14 protein-coding genes are annotated in these 16,029 nt (G+C 61.5%); 6 read left to right on the top strand and 8 right to left on the bottom strand.

Annotated elements, in window-relative coordinates; translation table 11 throughout:
• Positions 1 to 1,485: 1,485 nt before the first annotated feature.
• From GK109_RS10085 to rpmH, 8 genes are all read right to left on the bottom strand, one after another.
• Complete coding sequence (locus tag GK109_RS10085; protein ID WP_157240161.1) at positions 1,486 to 2,766, bottom strand: ParB/RepB/Spo0J family partition protein; 1,281 nt, start codon at positions 2,764 to 2,766, stop codon at positions 1,486 to 1,488.
• 62 nt (positions 2,767 to 2,828) lie between these two features.
• The gene (locus tag GK109_RS10080) at positions 2,829 to 3,896 is read right to left on the bottom strand and encodes a ParA family protein (RefSeq protein ID WP_321214841.1); all 1,068 of its coding nucleotides are present in this window, start codon (positions 3,894 to 3,896) and stop codon (positions 2,829 to 2,831) included.
• Positions 3,897 to 3,985: 89 nt separating this feature from the next.
• Positions 3,986 to 4,636, bottom strand: coding sequence for a 16S rRNA (guanine(527)-N(7))-methyltransferase RsmG (gene rsmG / locus GK109_RS10075; protein WP_157240159.1), 651 nt, complete (start codon positions 4,634 to 4,636; stop codon positions 3,986 to 3,988).
• Positions 4,637 to 4,657: 21 nt separating this feature from the next.
• Positions 4,658 to 5,233: a R3H domain-containing nucleic acid-binding protein gene (locus GK109_RS10070; RefSeq protein WP_157240157.1), complete on the bottom strand. Its 576-nt coding sequence runs from the start codon at positions 5,231 to 5,233 to the stop codon at positions 4,658 to 4,660.
• Complete coding sequence (yidC, locus tag GK109_RS10065; protein ID WP_157240155.1) at positions 5,233 to 6,210, bottom strand: membrane protein insertase YidC; 978 nt, start codon at positions 6,208 to 6,210, stop codon at positions 5,233 to 5,235. Before yidC ends, GK109_RS10070 begins: the two co-directional genes overlap by 1 nt.
• A 16-nt stretch (positions 6,211 to 6,226) precedes the next feature.
• Positions 6,227 to 6,622: a membrane protein insertion efficiency factor YidD gene (gene yidD, locus GK109_RS10060; protein WP_370460518.1), complete on the bottom strand. Its 396-nt coding sequence runs from the start codon at positions 6,620 to 6,622 to the stop codon at positions 6,227 to 6,229.
• Positions 6,615 to 7,025, bottom strand: a complete 411-nt coding sequence (gene rnpA, locus GK109_RS10055; protein WP_321214844.1) for a ribonuclease P protein component — start codon at positions 7,023 to 7,025, stop codon at positions 6,615 to 6,617. The genes yidD and rnpA overlap by 8 nt, the downstream gene beginning before the upstream one ends.
• Before the next feature lie 40 nt (positions 7,026 to 7,065).
• Positions 7,066 to 7,203 (bottom strand): 50S ribosomal protein L34, encoded by a 138-nt coding sequence (gene rpmH, locus GK109_RS10050; protein WP_003800212.1) that lies wholly within the window; start codon positions 7,201 to 7,203, stop codon positions 7,066 to 7,068.
• 461 nt (positions 7,204 to 7,664) lie between these two features.
• Here rpmH and dnaA point away from each other — a divergent pair, with 461 nt between their 5' ends.
• From dnaA to gyrB, 6 genes are all read left to right on the top strand, one after another.
• Complete coding sequence (gene dnaA, locus GK109_RS10045; RefSeq protein ID WP_157240151.1) at positions 7,665 to 9,089, top strand: chromosomal replication initiator protein DnaA; 1,425 nt, start codon at positions 7,665 to 7,667, stop codon at positions 9,087 to 9,089.
• 525 nt (positions 9,090 to 9,614) lie between these two features.
• Positions 9,615 to 10,739 (top strand): DNA polymerase III subunit beta, encoded by a 1,125-nt coding sequence (dnaN, locus tag GK109_RS10040; protein ID WP_321214845.1) that lies wholly within the window; start codon positions 9,615 to 9,617, stop codon positions 10,737 to 10,739.
• 117 nt (positions 10,740 to 10,856) lie between these two features.
• Positions 10,857 to 11,741 (top strand): phosphogluconate dehydrogenase (NAD(+)-dependent, decarboxylating), encoded by an 885-nt coding sequence (gene gnd / locus GK109_RS10035; RefSeq protein WP_157240149.1) that lies wholly within the window; start codon positions 10,857 to 10,859, stop codon positions 11,739 to 11,741.
• Positions 11,742 to 11,786: 45 nt separating this feature from the next.
• On the top strand, positions 11,787 to 12,998 hold the full coding sequence (gene recF / locus GK109_RS10030; RefSeq protein WP_370460517.1) for a DNA replication/repair protein RecF: 1,212 nt from the start codon (positions 11,787 to 11,789) through the stop codon (positions 12,996 to 12,998).
• Complete coding sequence (locus tag GK109_RS10025; RefSeq protein WP_157240147.1) at positions 12,982 to 13,542, top strand: DUF721 domain-containing protein; 561 nt, start codon at positions 12,982 to 12,984, stop codon at positions 13,540 to 13,542. The genes recF and GK109_RS10025 overlap by 17 nt, the downstream gene beginning before the upstream one ends.
• Positions 13,543 to 13,921: 379 nt before the next feature.
• Positions 13,922 to 16,009 carry a DNA topoisomerase (ATP-hydrolyzing) subunit B gene (gene gyrB, locus GK109_RS10020; RefSeq protein WP_370460516.1) on the top strand — a complete coding sequence of 696 codons (2,088 nt, stop codon included), beginning with the start codon at positions 13,922 to 13,924 and terminating at the stop codon, positions 16,007 to 16,009.
• The last annotated feature ends 20 nt before the right edge of the window (positions 16,010 to 16,029 follow it).

Below are 16,029 nucleotides of genomic sequence, written 5' to 3'. Positions count from 1 at the left end.
TCCGGCAATGTGCCCCACGGACACTGCCGTACGATGCCGTACGTTCAGTCAAAACCTGCCTGGGTGTATCTGCAATGCAGGCCACCACTCACGCCCACCGCGCAGAATCTCCTGGGCCGAGTTGCATCCAGAACCAGGAACGATGTGCCTAGGCGTGTGTGCGCCTTGGTTCGCACGCCCCGGGAGTGGCGGCTGCGAAAAGTGCATGTATGTGCGCCGGATCGGGATATACGGCCCGCGAACTTTGAAGCCTAAGTGGACGGCTTTAACCCGAGTTACCAGCTCTTTGCCTCAAGGGCACATGTTCCACGTGAAACAGTGCGCCTGACACTCGTGCTACCGGCACTGTAGTCGTTACGGGGTAGGGGCCTCCGATAGGACTAAGAACGTGACCATGCGACCACACGGGAAGCTTGCCTTGCAGGACGGGACAACAGACGGCCGCCGACATACCGACGCCGAACCAATGACGATCGGAAAGACTCCGACTAACTATCAGCAGCGAGTGGGCACCGCGGCCCGTGACACTCTGGGCAACCGCTGGGTCCGCTGGGCTAACCCTTCTATCCAGCCCGAAGGAGACGTGGATGATCGGCAACATTGCCTGTTACCAGGGGTTTCACGTGAAACACGCGTGGAATCACTAAGGATTGCGGCTCAGATAGGGTCCGATGCGGGAAGTCCCACCAGGAGAAACGCCCATTTCGTTCCAGAACCTCAATTGTTCGGCTCTACGCGGGTATAGGGAAAGCCCCGAGTGCTACTTGCTTGGTAGTTGTTATCACGTAGGTACTGCCACCAAAAACTTAGAAGGTGGCATTCGAGTTCTCGGGCAACTTTCCTAGGACGACGAGAAAAGAATCGGCCGCCGACATACAACCCAACCTCAACCCCGACCACGATCGGAAATGATTCGAGTATCTATCAGCGGCAAGTGGACAGCGGACAAGGTGAGTGGGCGCCGCGGCCCCGCGACAGAGATTCTCTGGGCTACTCTAGTGTGCCCGCCGAAGGCAGGCGGGGACACGGATGAGCGGCAACAGAGCCTGGTAATAGGGGGTTTCACGTGAAACACATTTGGGAACGCTGCGGATGGCGGCGCATAAGGACTACATACAGAGAGTTCCACCATGGAAGAGCACCGATTTCGTTCCGGCACCTCAATTATTCGGCTCTCGGGCGGGTATAGGGAGAGTCCGAGACCGCAGCTCCATGGGAGTGACGATAGCGAGCGGGAGATCATCAGTGCCGGAAACCTGGACTTCCGGGGCAGTCCGAATAGAAACCCGATCTGCCTAAGACGCAGCAACTCCACTCAGCCTTCGCGTGAAAGTCTTAACAGACTAGATGGTCAGGAAACGAAGAGATCCAGCATCCTGGCACCCCAAAACCCAGACAATGACCACTAAGCGGAAGTAGCCCCAGCTCAAAGAAGAAGGCCTGATTCACACGGAATCAGGCCTTCCTTCTGCGGAACGATGCGCTTTAGTTGTTCGAACCAGGCGCGAGGACATCCATAATCCGGTTGAGATCCTCGACGCTTGCGAATTCGATACTCACCTTGCCCTTGCGGACACCAAGGGAAATCTTGACGTTGGTATCAAGCCGGTCAGAAAGGGAGGACGCCAAGTAATCGAGCCGCTCGTGGCGGGCACCAGGACGGGGGATATTGTTCTTCGCCGGCTTGGCGGGATCCTGGTACATCGTTACGGCCTCTTCAGTGGCTCGCACTGACATCCCCTCAGCCACGATCTTCTGGGCCAGTCGCTCCATCGCTGCAGCGTCGGGCAGGGCCAACAGTGCACGGGCGTGGCCTGCGGACAATACACCTGCCGCGACCCGGCGCTGTACCAAAGGGGGCAGTTTGAGCAGCCGAAGGGTGTTCGACACCTGGGGACGCGAACGCCCGATACGATCCGCCAGCTGCTCATGGGTGGTTCCGAAGTCTTCGAGGAGCTGCTGGTAGGCCGCCGCCTCTTCGAGGGGGTTCAGCTGGCTCCGGTGCAGGTTCTCCAGCAGGGCGTCCCGCAGAAGATCGTCGTCGGTGGTGTCCCTGACAATTGCAGGGATGGTCTCGAGGCCGGCAGCCTGAACCGCCCGCCATCGACGCTCACCCATGACGAGCTCAAAGGGTTCACCACCGGGTTCGGTTGATTTGCGGACAACGATTGGCTGGAGGACGCCTATTTCACGAACGGAGTGAACGAGCTCAGCCATATCGTCTTCATCGAAGACCGATCGCGGCTGTTTGCGGTTGGGGTGGATGTCCGTGACTGAAATTTCTGCGAAGCGAACGCCCGGCACCTCTACCAGCTCCACGCCTGAGTCAGTCCAGGTGGGCTCGTCCTCCCGTTCAGCGGAATCACCAGATGCCGACGCCGTAGCAGCCACCCCTGGCTGCTCCTCCTGCAGATCGGGAGCGGCCTCACCCTTGGCAGGGGATTCACTGCCCTTTTCCGTTTTCGCGGAAACACTGCCGGAAGAACGGGGCTTTGCGGCGGCGCTTCTTCCGGCAGTGCTCTTGTCTGCGGGAGATGCGGTGGACGGCTGCTTAGTGGACGGAGCAGCGGTCCCTTCGCTTGCTGCCTTGTCCGAGGACTGGTTGGCCGCGGCCTCTTCGGCTGGTTCCGTCTTCCTTCGTCCCTCAGGGAAGAAGAGGTCTACCGGACGGGAGGCGGCTGTACCGTTGCCCGAACCGTTGGCGGCGGCGGAACTTGGAATCAGCGCGCCAAGACCGCGGCCCAGGCCACGTCGCTTCTCGCTCATTGGTAATCCCTCCAGTGGTAGATCCCGGCCATGCCGTGCTCCGGTCGTTGCAGTTTGAAGATTCAGCGCTCTGCTATTTCAGCAGCGGCTTCCAGATAAGACAGGGCTCCACTGGAGGAAGGGTCGTACGTCATGACAGTCTGCTGGTAGCTCGGTGCCTCTGATATCCGCACGGAACGCGGAACAACAGCAGACAGCACCTGGTCCGGAAAATGCTGGCGGACCTCGGCCGCGACCTGGGCGGCAAGATTCGTCCGTCCGTCGTACATCGTCAAAAGGATGGTGGAAACCACAAGGTCCGCGTTGAGGTGCTTCTGGATCATCTCAATGTTCTTGAGAAGCTGGCTCAGTCCTTCAAGTGCGTAGTACTCGCACTGTATGGGGATCAGCACCTCGTTGGCTGCACAGAAGGCATTGACCGTCAGCAGTCCAAGGCTTGGCGGGCAATCGATAAAGATGTAGTCGAGCCGCTGCTCGCCGTTCTTTTCCCGCGCCTTTGCATAGACGTCAATTGCCCGGCGCAGTCGCTGCTCACGGGCCACCAAAGAAACGAGTTCAATCTCCGCGCCGGCAAGGTGGATGGTGGCGGGTGCACAGATCAGATTGTTGATGTCCGGGCAGGGCGCCACTACGTCCGCGAGCGGGACGTCGTTTATCAGGACATCGTAGATGCTGTCCACGTCGGCATGGTGCTCGATTCCCAGGGCGGTGGACGCATTGCCCTGAGGGTCGATATCAATGACCAGGACATTCAATCCGGCCGCGGCAAGGGCGGCAGCAATGTTGACGGTGGTGGTGGTCTTTCCTACCCCACCCTTCTGGTTCGAGACAGTAAAAACGCGCGTGTTCTCCGGACGGGGAAGCTTCCGGCCCACCAGCCGTTCACGGCGTTTGGTCTCATGTGCCAATTCGCGGGCGATTGGGCTGGAATCATCAATGGCGTCGATGATGTTGGATCTACCGGAGACGGTTGTTTCACGTGAAACGGCCATGGCGTTGGCGCCTGCCGCAACCCTTTCCGGATGAATTCCACCCCTGGCCGGGGGCACAATGGGACCAGCGACGGAACGTGCTGACCCCAAGGACACGAACGGCGGTATCCGTTGCGTGGAGGCTTCGCTACTGGTCACTGGGGCACACTCACTCTCGTTCGGCCAAATTTGCTGCCGTTGTCTAGCCTAACCGCTGGACCCGGCAGAGTTGGGTCACCGGGCCTGAACTAGGCTTTCTTTTGGGACTTGTTTACAACGATGCGCACCACAGTAGTAGGTTCCTCCAGCAGGCTCTCGCCCACAGTCAGAACAGACGTTTCAATGCCGCCCAGTTTGCGGATGGTCTTGGCGGCCTTTTCGATTTCCTCAGCCGCACTGCGCCCCTTGATGGCCACCACCTCGCCCTTACCGGCGAGGAGCGGAATCGTGAGGCCGGCGAGGTTGCTGAGGGCAGAGACCGCCCGGGCTGTCACCACGTCAGCCTCCACATGTCCCACTGCCAACTCGGCCCGGGTCCGCATTACGGTGACGTTGTCCAGGCCAAGATCGTCAACCACTTCCTGAAGCCAGATAACCCTGCGCTCCAGTGGCTCGATCAAGGTCAGTTCCAGGTCCGGACGGGCAATCGCGAGGCAGAGGCCCGGCAGGCCTGCACCACTGCCGACGTCGGCCACATGGCTGCCCTCGGGAATCTCGCTCTCAATGACAGCGCAATTGAGCACATGACGGCTCCAGAGCCGGGGAATCTCCCGCGGCCCAATAAGGCCGCGCTCCGTTCCGGAGGTAGCCAAGTGCTCCACATAGCGCTTAGCCAGGTCCAACCGGTCGCCGAATATTTTCTCAGCGGCCACGAGTTCAGCTGCCGTGATGTCAACCATGATTAGCGGATCAGCAATTCTCTAGTCTGCGGACACAACAATGTGGCGTCCGGCGCCTTCGCCCTCGGACTCACTGACCAGTCCCAGGTCTGCAACAGCGTCATGAACAATCTTGCGTTCATAGGCGCTCATCGGTTCCAGTGCCACCGGCTCGCCGTTTTCCCTCACTGAAGCTGCCGCATCTTCCGCGATCTTCTGCAGGTGGCCGGTACGCTCCTGGCGGTAGCCGTTGATATCCAGGACCAGCCTGGACCGGTTGTCAGTCGCCGAGAGAACGGAGAGCCTGGTGAGCTCCTGGAGTGCCTCAAGGACTTCTCCGTCTTCACCCACCAGATTGTCCAGGGCATCGGACTCTTCCTCTGTCACGATGGAGATGTAGGTGCGCCCGTTGCGGACTTCAATGTCGATATCGCCGTCGATGTCGGCAATGTCCAGCAGCTCCTCCAAGTAGTCCGCTGCCACGTCGCCCTCTTCCTCCAGGCGGCTGGCTGACGATCCCTTGGGTACGTCAGTTCCCGTGGATTCCCCATTCGCGGACGCGTCCCGGCTCTCGATGATGTCCTCGGAAAGGGCGTGTTCGGTGCTCTCGGCAGACATTACTTCTTCTTCCTGTTCTTGCGTTGTGGCTGGATGCGCTGGGCTTTGGCCTGCGCCACGGCCGCGGCGGCAGCAGCCTCGGCTGCCGCCTCGTCCTTCTTACCGCCCAGGATGGGCAAGGCCGGAAGGCCCTTAGCGGCACGGCGCTCGGCGAGGGCCTTGGCGGCGGGGGATCCCGGCGTCGGCATGCGGCGGATGACGAAGAACTGCTGTGCCATGGTCCAAAGGTTGGTGGTGGTCCAGTAGATCAGGACACCGATGGGGAAGTTGATGCCGCCGACGCCAAAGACGATGGGCAGGATGTAGAGCATCATTTTCTGCTGGCGCATGAACGGGCTGGCCATGGCCTCTTCGGACATGTTCTTGGCCATGATCTGCTTCTGCGTAATGAACTGCGAGGCCGTCATGGCAAGGATCATGAGGATGGAGAGGATCCAGACGGCGGTCTGGTTGCCGAGCCCTCCGCCGTGCAGCAAGGAGGCCGAAAGGGGCGCCCCGAAGATGCTGGATTCATCGAACTGCACCACCTGCTCGTGGCTCATGGCGCCGATGCCTTTGCCCTGCGTTTTCGCGGATGTGATGCCGGAGAGCACCTGGAACAGTGCGAAGAAGAACGGCATCTGGATCAGCATGGGGAGGCAGGCAGAGAACGGGTTGGTGCCGTGCTTCTTATACATGGCCATCTGTTCCTGGGCCATGGCCTGGCGGGACAGCTGGTCGGTCTTGCCCTTGTACTTGTCCTGGAGCTTCTTCAGGTCAGGTTGCAGCAGCTGCATTCCGCGCTGGGCCTTGATCTGCTTGACGAACACGGGAATCAAGGCGGCACGGATCACCAGTACCAGCCCGATAATGGACAGCGTCCACGTCCAGCCGGAGGCTTCCGGCAGGCCGATGCTGCTCAGCCCTTCGTGGAAGCCCACCATGATGATGGAAACAAGCCACTTGAACGGAAACATGATTGTTTCAAAGAAGTCCATACGATATCCCTATTCGTCAGGCCGCAGTGCGGCCTTCTCCATCAGACTGCGCAGCCAGGTATTGGTCCGGGTTGTTCAGTACAACAATTGTGGGGGTCTGGTTTTCAGGCCAGTGGCGGTGGCCGGCGGGGACGTGGTCCACACCGCCGGCGTTCCAGGGATGGCAGCGCGCCAGGCGCCGGGCTGCCAGCCAGCTTCCTTTGACGGCGCCGTGCACCGTTATCGCCTCGAGGGCATAGGCCGAGCACGAAGGAAAGAAGCGGCAGACCTGGCCGTACAAGGGTGAAATCACCTTGCGGTAGGCCTTCAATAAAAGAATGAGTATGTTGCGGGGCAGGTTCCAGAGGAACAGCGCAACTGCTGCGGCACTACGTCGGAGACAGGTAACGACGACGGCGGTGGCGTTACGCACGCAGTGTCCCCTCCTGTGTAGTACCGGCCGAACTGTTGGCGGCAGCCCTTGCAGGGCGGCCGGCCAGCCGGGTCATCGTTGATTCCAATGCGGCATTGTAATCCGACAGCAGCTGGTCCCAGCTGGCAGTTGCGGACGCAGGAAGCGCCCGGACCACTATGGCAAACCCGGTGCCGTACTCGCGCAGCGAGGCAGCACCTGCTTCTCTCAGTCTCCTCTTAACGAGGTTCCTGGCCACAGCGTTCCCTACACTCTTGGAAACGATGAACCCGATCCGGCTGGGTTCGTCGGCAGCAATAGCTGCCGTATATAACACTACGTTCCGGCGTCCATTGCGGACACCGGAACGTACAGTTGTTGAAAAATCGGCTGCAGTCCTCAAACGGTTACGGGTGGCCAGCACCTTAAACTCGCAAAGAAATGTCTACCGACAAGTCAGTTATTTACGCCGACAGCTCGGTACGGCCCTTGCCACGACGGGCCGCCAGGATGGCGCGGCCGGCACGGGTACGCATACGAAGGCGGAAGCCGTGCTTCTTGGCTCGACGGCGGTTATTCGGCTGAAAAGTCCGCTTGCTCACGTTAGTTACTCCAGTGGATCAAAGGTGCGCCCACCGTATGGGGAAGAACTGGCCGACGCTAAGTTTTGTATATGCACGCTTCCCCCGGCTGCTCAAGCGCACTGCGCCTAAGAGATTCAGATGGGGCCAAAAAGCGGACACAAAGGACTTCACAACGTTAGGGCAACCTGAACCCCTGAGTCAAACTGAGGCTCCACGTGCGGGCTATCCCCAACTGTGCTTAACCTGCCCTCCGAGGCTGTGGATGAAGTGGCTCACAGGGCCGTTTTGGAAACCACATCCATGTAATTATCCACAAGCCCCTTGCCAGCTATCTTCTAGGCTTTTCATCCCCTAGAGTGGCCCAGTAGCCGATTATCCACGTGCTGTGCATAACCCTGTGGATGAAGCTGAACCCATCCTGGTTCAAGACTCGCGGCTGCAGGCAATGCAGGCAAAGCAAGTTTTGAGGGAACCGATTGATGACAGTAGACGAAGCCAACCACGCCAATACTGTCGGAAGTTCCTGGCGGCGCGTTGTCAGCCTGCTGGAACAGGACCACCGTGTCTCACCACGGCAGCGTGGCTTTGTCATCCTTGCCCAGGCGCAGGGCCTGATCGGGTCCACGCTCCTGGTGGCAGTTCCCAACGAACTCACCCGCGAAGTGCTCCAGACGCAGGTCAAGGACGCCCTGGATGACGCACTGCACAACGTTTTCTCCGAGGACATCCGGTGCGCCATCGACGTGGACACGGACCTGGTTCCCATCCACAAAGAACCCGAGCCCGTCGTCGTCGAGCCGTCCTTCTCCCCGGACCAGCTCATCGAACAGAAGCCGCAGCCCATGCTGCCCAGCACTTCGCACGAGTTCGGCCGCCTGAACCCGAAGTACGTCTTCGACACCTTCGTCATTGGTTCCTCCAACCGCTTCGCCCACGCTGCGGCCGTCGCCGTCGCTGAAGCGCCGGCAAAGGCCTACAACCCGCTGTTCATTTACGGTGATTCGGGGCTGGGCAAGACGCACCTGCTGCACGCCATCGGCCACTATGCCCGCCGGCTCTACAGCGGCATCCGCGTCCGCTACGTCAACTCGGAAGAGTTCACCAACGACTTCATCAACTCCATCCGTGACGATGAGGGCGCCAGCTTCAAGACCACCTACCGCAACGTGGATGTTCTGCTCATCGATGACATCCAGTTCCTCGCGGGCAAGGACCGGACGTTGGAGGAGTTCTTCCACACTTTCAATTCCCTGCACAACAACAACAAGCAGGTGGTCATCACTTCGGACCAGCCGCCCAAGCTGCTGGCAGGATTCGAGGACCGCATGAAGTCCCGCTTCGAGTGGGGCCTCCTCACGGACATCCAGCCGCCGGAACTCGAAACCCGCATCGCCATCCTCCGCAAGAAGGCCCTGAGCGAAGGTCTCTCTGCTCCCGATGACGCACTGGAATACATCGCATCCAAGATTTCCAGCAACATCCGTGAACTTGAGGGTGCACTGATCCGGGTCACTGCCTTTGCAAGCCTCAACCGGCAGCCCGTGGATGTGGCACTTGCGGAGATGGTCCTCAAGGACCTAATTACCGACGACGGCGCCCAGGAGATCACGTCCGGCCAGATCCTCCAGCAGACGGCCGAGTACTTCAAGCTGAGCATGGAAGAGCTGTGCAGCAAGTCGCGGACCAGGACCCTGGTGACGGCGCGCCAGATTGCCATGTACCTCTGCCGCGAGCTCACGGACATGTCGCTGCCGAAGATCGGCCAGGAACTTGGCGGCCGCGACCACACCACAGTGATCCACGCTGACAGGAAGATCCGCGAACTGATGGCCGAGCGGCGTGTGATCTACAACCAGGTAACTGAGCTGACCAACCGGATCAAGCAGCAGCAGCGCGACTCCTAGCCGGCCGCACCCATACCTTATTAACAGGTGCATGTGGATAAGCCTGTGGATACTTAAGGGGACAACCGCGGTTAATGGGCTTAAAACCCTTAAGGCGCCTGTGGATTCGCAAAACCGCAAAAAATCTTGTCCCCATCCACACCCTGTTTAAAACCTGCGCCGCCCACAGTGGATGAACAGGGCTTAACCGCTGGAACCCGCGGCAGGGGAAGGTTATCCACAGTTTCCACAGCAGTTATTAACACTACTAATCCCAAAAAATTGAAATCCCTCAAACAACAAGACCTGTGCGCTCGTCCAGACCACACCGGGCCGGGCGGCCCTCCGGGCAGTCGGGACCATCGGGGATGGGTTAATCCCCGATCTTCCGGCTAAGCTGTCAGCAGCGCTCCCATCCTTGGGTTTTCGTGTGGTTCCTGCAGCACGGACCATGCAGGTTCAGGTGGTGGGGCACCCCACTTTTTGGAACTGCCTGCGGGAAGTTCCAGGTCTTATGGCAGCAGCAATGAAAGGCGGCACCCTTCCGTGAAGTTCAGAGTCGATCGGGACGTCCTGGCAGAAGCCGTCACCTGGACAGCCCGGTCGTTGTCTCCGCGGCCGCCGGTGCCCGTCCTGTCCGGCCTGCTGTTGAAGGCCGAAGCGGGCACCGTGAGCCTCTCCAGCTTTGACTACGAGACCTCCGCCCGGCTGGAAATCACAGCGGACATCCGGGACGAAGGCACCATCCTGGTATCCGGCCGGCTCCTGGCCGACATCTGCCGCAGCCTCCCCTCGGCACCGGTCGACGTCGAAACCGACGGCAACAAAGTCACGCTGACCTGCCGCCGAAGCAGCTTCCATCTCGCCACGATGCCCGAGGCCGAGTACCCGCCGCTTCCCGCACTCCCGCCCATCAGCGGAACTGTCCCCGGTGATTCCTTCGCCCAGGCGGTGTCACAGGTCATCATTGCCGCCAGCAAGGATGACACGCTGCCCATCCTCACCGGCGTGCGGATGGAAATCGAGGACGACCTCATCACGCTGCTCGCCACTGACCGGTACCGCCTTGCCATGCGTGAAGTGCCGTGGAAGCCGGTCACCCCGGGCATCTCCACCAGCGCCCTGGTCAAGGCAAAAACCCTGAACGAAGTTGCCAAGACCCTCGGCAACAGCGGTGACATCAACCTTGCCCTCGCCGACGACGACAGCAGGCTGATCGGTTTCGAAAGCGGCGGACGAACCACCACCTCATTGCTGGTGGACGGGGACTACCCCAAGATCCGCTCGCTGTTCCCGGACTCGACTCCCATCCATGCCACGGTTCAGACCCAGGAGCTTGTTGAAGCGGTGCGCCGTGTCTCCCTGGTAGCTGAACGCAACACCCCCGTTCGGCTCGCCTTCACCCAGGGGCTCCTGAACCTGGACGCCGGTACCGGCGAGGACGCCCAGGCTTCCGAGGAACTTGAGGCCCAGCTTTCCGGTGACGACATCACCGTGGCCTTCAACCCCCACTACCTGGTGGAAGGACTCAGCGTGATCGAGACCAAGTTCGTCCGGTTCTCGTTCACCACTGCGCCCAAGCCGGCCATGATCACAGCCCAGGCGGACGCCGACGGCGAGGACCAGGATGACTACCGCTACCTGGTGATGCCGGTCCGCCTGCCCAACTAGCCCCCTCCAACTAGGTAGCGCCAAGTGTCGTTTTGGAGGTTCAAAACGACACTTAGCGCTACCTAGTTGGGAACACGGTCCCGCAGCCACACCTCTAGCGCAGAAACGAGTTCCAGAATGCACATTGGACTGATCGGCCTTGGCAAAATGGGATTCAACATGCGCGAACGCCTGCGCAAGGGCGGCGTGGAGGTCACCGGTTTCGACCGGAACCCGGACATCACCGACGTCGCCACCCTTGATGAACTCCTTGCCGCAGTCCCGGTGCCGCGGTTGATCTGGGTCATGGTTCCCGCCGGTGAGATCACGGACGCCGTCATCAAGGAACTTGGCGACAAACTCGCCGAGGGCGACCTGGTGATCGACGGCGGAAACTCGCGGTTCACGGAGGACCAGAAACACGGTGAACTCCTCGCCGCCAAGGGCATCCGCTTTGCGGACTGTGGCGTCTCCGGCGGAGTCTGGGGCCTGCAGAACGGTTACGGCCTGATGGCGGGCGGAGATGCTGCGGATATCGAACGCGCCCTTCCGGTGTTTGATGCCCTGCGCCCGGAGGGCGAACGTGAGGACAGCTTTGTGCACGTGGGCGGGATCGGCGCAGGGCATTACGCCAAGATGGTCCACAACGGGATCGAATACGGCCTGATGCAGGCATACGCCGAGGGATACCAGCTGCTGGCTTCCAAAGACATCATCAACGACCTTCCCGGAACCTTCCGCGCCTGGCAAAAAGGCACGGTGGTCCGGTCCTGGCTGCTGGACCTGTTGGTCAAGGCGCTGGATGAAGACCCGGGATTGAAGAACATTGACGACTACGTCGAGGATTCGGGCGAGGGCAGGTGGACGGTGGAAGAGGCCATTGCCAACGCAATTCCCGCCCCGGCCATCACTGCGGCACTGTTCGCCCGCTTCGAATCGCGCGAGGACAGCTCACCGGCCATGAAGATGGTATCCGCACTGCGCCACCAGTTCGGCGGCCACGCCACCCGCCCCGCCAAGTAGCATCCAGCCGGGAACCGCGAGGTTCCCAGAATTGCCGAAAACCGCGTGTACCTCGAACACCTCTCCCTGACCGACTTCCGCAGCTACGCCCAGGTTGACCTTGCCCTGGCTCCGGGCGTCACAGTCCTGGTGGGATACAACGGCATCGGCAAGACCAACCTGATGGAGGCCATCGGCTACCTGGCCACCCTCAGCTCCCACCGCGTCAGCTCGGATGCACCCCTCCTGCGGTTTGGAACGGACCGGGCGTTGGTGCGGGCCCGCCTGGTCCGGGGCGGGCAGACTACGGTCCTGGAACTTGAAATCAACGCAGGGCGGGCAAACCGCGGCCGGATCAACCGCAGTAATCCGGTGCGCGCCCGTGACCTGCTCGGCATATGCCAAACGGTCCTCTTCGCTCCGGAGGACCTGGCCCTGGTCAAGGGAGATCCCTCGAACCGGCGCCGCTTCCTGGATGAGCTGCTCGCGAGCCTTATTCCGCATCATGCCGCGACCCGCAGCGACTACGACCGCGTGTTGAAGCAGCGCAACGCGCTGCTGAAGTCTGCCCGGGCGGGCAAATTCACTCCTGCCCATGAGGCAACCCTCGACGTGTGGGACCAGCACATGGCGAAGGCCGGCGCCGAACTGCTCCACGCCAGGCTTGAACTGGTGGAGCGGCTGCGCCCGCATCTGGCGCGGGCATATGCGGACCTCACCGACGCGTCAAAACCGGCAGACGCCGTCTACCGCTCCACCCTCCAGAGCCAGATGGACGACGACGGCGCAGCGCTCCCTCCCGCCGCGGGCACCGCGGCCGGAGGTACTTCGCCGGACGTGGAAGACCTGCGCCGGTTCTCTGTGGACGAGTTGGCGGAGCGGTACGTCCGCGCCTTCGCCGAATCCCGCCGGAAGGAAATCGAACGGGGCATTTCGCTCGTGGGACCGCACCGCGACGAGCTGGAACTCATCCTGGGCCAGGCGCCGGCCAAGGGTTATGCCTCGCATGGCGAAACATGGTCCATGTGCCTCTCGCTGCGGCTCGCCTCCTACTATGTGATGCTGGACGACGCCCGTACCGGAGGGTCTGCTCCCATCCTGATCCTCGACGACGTTTTTGCCGAGCTGGACGTCCAGCGGCGGCGTAAACTGGCCGCAATAGTCTCCGGCGCGGAGCAGGTCCTGGTGACCGCCGCCGTCGACGCCGACATCCCGGAAGAGCTGTCCGGACGGCGGGTGAAGGTCATCCCGGGAGGTATTGATGAGCAGGGACAATGAGAAGGGCGGCGGGCTCCAGCCCGGCCGCGATCCCGACAACATCGATGCCCCGCAGGTTGCCCTGAACCGGATGCGGGAAGCAGCCGCAGCCCGCGGCGAAATCCGCAGGGCAGCGCACCGCCCGGGCACCTCAAAGGCGAAAAAGGGCACCCGCGACACCCGAGGCTTCAGCCAGTTCCACGCCACGGGCCGCGACCCCCTTGGCCTGGGCAAGGTGGTGGGACGCCTGGTGGCGGAACGCGGCTGGACCTCCCCGGTGGCGGTGGGGTCCGTGATGGCTGAATGGGCAACCCTGGTTGGTCCTGAAATCTCGGCCCACTGCGTCCCGGAAAGTTTCACCGACACCACCCTGCACGTCCGGTGCGACTCAACCGCCTGGGCCACCCAGCTGCGCCTGCTAAGCACCAGCCTCCTGGAGAAGTTCCGGGTGGAGCTGGGCGACGGAGTGGTAACCAGCATCAAGGTGCTCGGCCCTGCGGCACCGAGCTGGCGCAAGGGCGGCCGCTCGGTAAACGGCCGGGGCCCCCGGGACACTTACGGGTAGTGCCGGCACCGGACTCTTGAAAATCCGCCCAACGGCGTGTAGAGCGCTGTAAGGGACGCCGGGCGTATAGGCACCCGGAGGCCGTACTTCCAGCGCGCCCTAGGCGCGGCCAATGCCCTCGCATGGGCACAGCACTGTCCGCCGACGGCCCTGGAATGCGGGGAAATGGGCTGTCGCGCGGTAGAATCGGTGTAGATAACTGGGCGCGGGTGAAACGTTGACTGAGTCCGTTTTCGCGCGCTCACAGCACGCGGAGTGCGGATCCCCACCGTCAGCAGGCCACCGGCGCTATAAGTTTGTGCCTGTTGGCGGATGACTTTCCTGATCCAGGAGGGGACTCGGCCGGCCATCATCGAGAACAGAGGAGTCGACAGCGCCTGTGGCTAACGACAATACAGATATTCTGGCAGCTGAATCCGCAGTCGAGGATGCCCGTACGCCTGACACCCCGGCCGCATCGGCGACGCCGCGTGAATACGGTGCCAGCGACATCACTGTCCTTGAAGGCCTGGAGGCGGTACGGAAGCGCCCGGGCATGTACATCGGTTCTACAGGACCGCGCGGACTCCACCACCTCGTCTACGAAGTTGTTGATAACTCGGTGGATGAGGCCCTTGCAGGCTACTGCACCCACATCGAGGTTGTCCTGCAGGCCGACGGCGGCGTGAAAGTGGTGGACGACGGCCGCGGCATTCCCGTGGACATGCACCCTACGGAGCACAAGCCCACGGTTGAAGTGGTCATGACCATCCTGCACGCCGGCGGAAAGTTCGGCGGCGGCGGTTATGCCGTGTCCGGCGGCCTCCACGGCGTCGGCATCTCCGTGGTCAATGCCCTCTCCAGCCGCGTGGATACTGAAGTGCGGCGCCAGGGCCATGTCTGGCGGATGTCCTTCGCGGACGGCGGCAAGCCGCAGGGCAGCCTGGTCAAGGGTGAGGAAACGGACCTCACCGGTACCACCCAGACCTTCTACCCGGATCCCGCGATCTTCGAAAGCACCGAATTCGACTTTGAGACGCTGCGCGCCCGCTTCCAGCAGATGGCCTTCCTCAACAAGGGCCTTCGCATCACGCTGACGGACGAGCGCACCGCTGCTGAGGCGGATGCCGACGCCGACCTGGACCTGGACGCCGTCGTCACCGAGGGCGAAGTCAGTGCAGAGCACCGCACCGTGGTGTACCAGTACGACGAAGGCCTGCTGGACTACGTCAAGCACCTGAACTCCGGCAAAAAGGTGGATGTGGTCCACGAAGACGTCATCGCCTTCGAAACCGAGGACAAAGAACGCAAGATAGCCCTCGAAATGGCGATGCAGTGGACCAACGCCTACTCGGAGAGTGTGCACACGTACGCCAACACCATCAACACCCATGAAGGCGGAACCCACGAAGAAGGCTTCCGCGCTGCCATGACGTCCCTGATCAACCGCTACGCGCGTGAAAAGGGAATCATCAAGGAAAAAGACGACAACCTCACCGGTGACGACATCCGCGAAGGCCTTACCGCCGTCATTTCCGTCAAGCTTGCCGAACCCCAGTTCGAAGGCCAGACCAAGACCAAACTCGGCAACTCCGAGGTCAAGGGCTTCGTCCAGCGCGTGGTAACTGACGGACTGGGTGACTGGCTGGAACGCAACCCCGGGCCCGCCCGGGACGTCATCCGGAAGGCGATCTCCGCAGCGCAGGCCCGAATGGCCGCACGCAAGGCACGGGACAACGCCCGCCGGAAGAGCCCGCTGGAATCCTTCGGCATGCCGGGCAAGCTCTCTGACTGCTCCTCGAAGAACCCGGAAAAGTGCGAGGTCTACATCGTCGAGGGTGACTCCGCCGGCGGCTCCGCAAAACGCGGCCGCAATCCGGAGACCCAGGCCATCCTGCCCTTGCGCGGAAAGATCCTGAACGTGGAGCGCGCACGCCTGGACAAAGCGTTGGGCAATGCCGAAGTCCAGTCCATGATCACCGCCTTTGGAACCGGTATTGGAGAGGATTTCGACCTCTCCAAGCTCCGCTACCACAAGATCGTCCTGATGGCGGATGCCGACGTGGACGGACAGCACATCACCACCCTGCTGATGACGCTGCTGTTCCGCTACATGCGCCCCCTCATTGAGAACGGCTATGTCTACCTTGCCCAGCCGCCGCTGTACCGCATCAAGTGGTCCAACGCAGCCCATGATTACGTCTACAGCGACCGCGAACGCGACGCGAAACTCGTGGCCGGCCAGGCGGCCGGACGCCGGATCCCCAAGGACAACGGCATCCAGCGCTACAAGGGCCTCGGCGAAATGGACTACACCGAACTGTGGGACACCACCATGGATCCGGACCACCGCACCCTGCTGCAGGTGACGATGGACGATGCCCTCGCGGCGGACCAGATCTTCTCGGTCCTGATGGGCGAGGACGTTGAATCACGCCGCAACTTCATTCAGCAGAACGCCAAGGACGTCAGGTTCCTCGATATCTAGGAAGCACGCTGTCCTAATAT

This window comes from Pseudarthrobacter sp. GA104 (assembly GCF_009741265.1).
GTDB lineage: Bacteria > Actinomycetota > Actinomycetes > Actinomycetales > Micrococcaceae > Arthrobacter.
This window is presented reverse-complemented; position numbering and strand designations above follow the sequence as displayed.

Bases quoted from the DNA above. Each gene is read 5' to 3' on its own strand.
- GK109_RS10085 (WP_157240161.1), bottom strand. From the start codon at position 2,766: ATGAGCGAGAAGCGACGTGGCCTGGGCCGCGGTCTTGGCGCGCTGATT.
- rsmG (WP_157240159.1), bottom strand. From the start codon at position 4,636: ATGGTTGACATCACGGCAGCTGAACTCGTGGCCGCTGAGAAAATATTC.
- GK109_RS10070 (WP_157240157.1), bottom strand. From the start codon at position 5,233: ATGTCTGCCGAGAGCACCGAACACGCCCTTTCCGAGGACATCATCGAG.
- yidC (WP_157240155.1), bottom strand. From the start codon at position 6,210: ATGGACTTCTTTGAAACAATCATGTTTCCGTTCAAGTGGCTTGTTTCC.
- dnaA (WP_157240151.1), top strand. From the start codon at position 7,665: ATGACAGTAGACGAAGCCAACCACGCCAATACTGTCGGAAGTTCCTGG.
- gnd (WP_157240149.1), top strand. From the start codon at position 10,857: ATGCACATTGGACTGATCGGCCTTGGCAAAATGGGATTCAACATGCGC.
- GK109_RS10025 (WP_157240147.1), top strand. From the start codon at position 12,982: ATGAGCAGGGACAATGAGAAGGGCGGCGGGCTCCAGCCCGGCCGCGAT.